We start from the raw sequence: 2,397 nt of genomic DNA, 5'->3' as shown, positions 1-2,397 counted from the left end.
TTATGATTAGCTATGTCACGTGTCTAGTGCTTCTTTTCTGTTTTTGATCGTATCGCGACCACCTAGCTCTCTAAGTCACGGTTCGTCGGCAGCGGCAGATGACCTTGCCCTCGCGGATCTGCTCCTGCAGGCCCTGCCAGTATTTGGCGTCGTAGAGGTTGCCGTGCAGCTTGGCGAATAGCCGGCGCTGGTTGAGGTCGACGAACAGGAAGCGCGGGAATTCTTCCGGGAACACGTCGTTGGGCCCCACCGAATACCAGGGCTCGGACGACATCTCGTCCTCGGGGAAGCGCGGCTCGGGGATGTAGCGGAAGTTCACCTCGGTGAGGTAGCAGATCTCGTCGTAGTCGTAGAACACCACCCGGCCATGGCGAGTCACGCCGAAGTTCTTCAGCAGCATGTCGCCGGGGAAGATGTTCGCTGCCGCCAGTTGCTTGATCGCCAGCCCGTAGTCGTTCAGCGCCTCGCGGGTCTGCGCCTCGCTGGCGTTCTCCAGGTAGATGTTCAGCGGGGTCATGCGCCGCTCCGTCCAGCAGTGGCGGATCAGCACCACGTCGCCTTCCATCACCACCGTCGACGGCGCCACTTCCAGCAGTTCTGCCAGGCACTCCGGCTCGAACTTGCTCACCGGGAAGCGGAAGTCGGCGAACTGCTGGGTGTCGGCCAGGCGTCCGACCCGGTCGTGGTTCTTCACCAACTGGTACTTCTGGATCACCGTGGCGTGGTCGACGCTCTTCGAAGGGTTGAAGCGGTCCTTGATGATCTTGAACACCGTGTTGAAGCCGGGCAGGGTGAACACGCTCATCACCATGCCGCGCACGCCGGGGGCCATGACGAAGCGGTCGTCGGTGGTCGCCAGGTGGTTGATTAGGGCGCGGTAGAACTCGCTCTTGCCCTGCTTGTAGAAGCCGATCGACGTGTACAGCTCGGCCAGGTGCTTGCCCGGCAGCAGGCGCTTGAGGAAGGCCACCAGCTCGGCCGGCACCGGCACGTCGACCATGAAGTAGGAGCGGGTGAAGGAGAAGATGATCGAGACTTCCGCCTCGTCGGTGATCACCGTGTCGAACTGGATGCCGTGGCCCTCGCGGTGCAGCAGCGGGAACACCAGCGGCCACTGCTCGTCCGGGGTGAACAGGCGGCCCACCAGGTAGGCGCCCTTGTTGCGATAGAACACCGAGCCGATCAGCTCGATGGCCAGGTCCGGGTCCTTGCACACCCAGTCCGGCAGGTTGCTGTGCAGCAGTGCGTCGATCCGTTCGAGGTCGCGCTCGCGGTCGTCGTAGGGCACGTCGAAGCGGTAGTCGTCGAAGATCTTCTCCAGCGCCTGGCGCAGGTCGCCGCCCGGCCGGTAGGTGCGGGTGTAGGGCGCGCGGGCGTGGGCGCGCAGCGAGGGCCGGGTGGTGTGCACGAACATCGTGCCGTCGCTGATGTTGTCGTGGCTGAACAGCCCGCAGAAGATCGAGTTGAACCAGGTCTCGGCCAGCTCGTCGTCCAGCCGCAAGTCGATCTGCGCGATGTAGGCGCTCTTGATGATCGGCCAGCGCTCCACGTCCAGCAGCTCGCTGTCGGCCAGCCCCGCGCGCAGCCCGGCCACCGTCTCGGCGACCTTTTCCTCGTAGAGGTTGATCCGCTGCGCCGAGGCGCGCTGCGCTTCCTGCCACTGCGCCTGCTCGAAGCGGGCACGGGCGCCGTCGGTGATCTCGCGGAACTGCTCTCGGTAATCGTCGAAACCGCGCAGGATGAGGGCGGCGATTTCGCTGGCTGGGGCGCTCTGGACCATGCTGGCGTCCTTTCGTTGTTCGAAGGTCGAGCTTAGCCAGAGCCGCGCGGCAGGGAAAGCGCGATCTCCGACCGGCTGGTCGAGCCCGGCGCAGACGCTTATGCTGGGTGGCCAGACAGCCCAGGGATGACCGCAATGACCGCCGAATCGCCGACGATCCGCCTCGAACGCTACAGCGAGCGCCACGTGGAAGGCCTCACCGCCCTGTACAACGACCCCGCCGTGGCCCGCCAGGTCCTGCAGATGCCCTACCAGTCGGTGGAGCAGCGCCGCAAGCGCCTGCACGACAGCGTGGACGACGACCGCCTGCTGATCCTCGTCGCCTTGCACCAGGGGGACGTCATCGGCAGCGCCAGCCTCGAACAGCACCCGCGCATCCGCCGCAGCCACAGCGGCAGCATCGGCCTGGGCGTCGCCGTCGCCTGGCAGGGCAAGGGCGTCGGCAGCCGCCTGCTCGGCGAACTGCTGGACATCGCCGACAACTGGATGAACCTGCGCCGCGTCGAACTCACCGTCTACACCGACAACGCCCCGGCGCTGGCGCTGTATCGCAAGTTCGGCTTCGAGACCGAAGGAGAGATGCGCGATTACGCGGTGCGGGATGGGCGCTTCGTGGA

Annotated in this window: 2 protein-coding genes; one reads left to right on the top strand and one right to left on the bottom strand. The window is 65.4% G+C overall.

The genetic code is table 11. The features are described from left to right. Nucleotides 1-70 precede the first annotated feature (70 nt). Nucleotides 71-1,780: a bifunctional isocitrate dehydrogenase kinase/phosphatase gene (aceK, locus tag FFS27_RS31650; protein ID WP_137952497.1), complete on the bottom strand. Its 1,710-nt coding sequence runs from the start codon at nucleotides 1,778-1,780 to the stop codon at nucleotides 71-73. Nucleotides 1,781-1,915: 135 nt separating this feature from the next. On the opposite strand from aceK, the gene FFS27_RS31645 reads away from it, so the two are divergent. Continuing rightward, nucleotides 1,916-2,397, top strand: a 482-nt coding sequence (locus FFS27_RS31645) for a GNAT family N-acetyltransferase (protein WP_137952496.1), incomplete at its 3' end; no start/stop codon positions are given.

Source organism: Pseudomonas sp. 2VD, assembly GCF_005503585.1.
Classification (GTDB): Bacteria; Pseudomonadota; Gammaproteobacteria; order Pseudomonadales; family Pseudomonadaceae; genus Pseudomonas; species Pseudomonas aeruginosa.
Note: the sequence above shows the minus strand (reverse complement) of the source record. Positions and strands in the feature narration are given on the sequence as shown.

Excerpts from the sequence above, each read along its gene's own strand:
- aceK (WP_137952497.1), bottom strand. The coding sequence starts at position 1,780 with ATGGTCCAGAGCGCCCCAGCCAGCGAAATCGCCGCCCTCATCCTGCGC.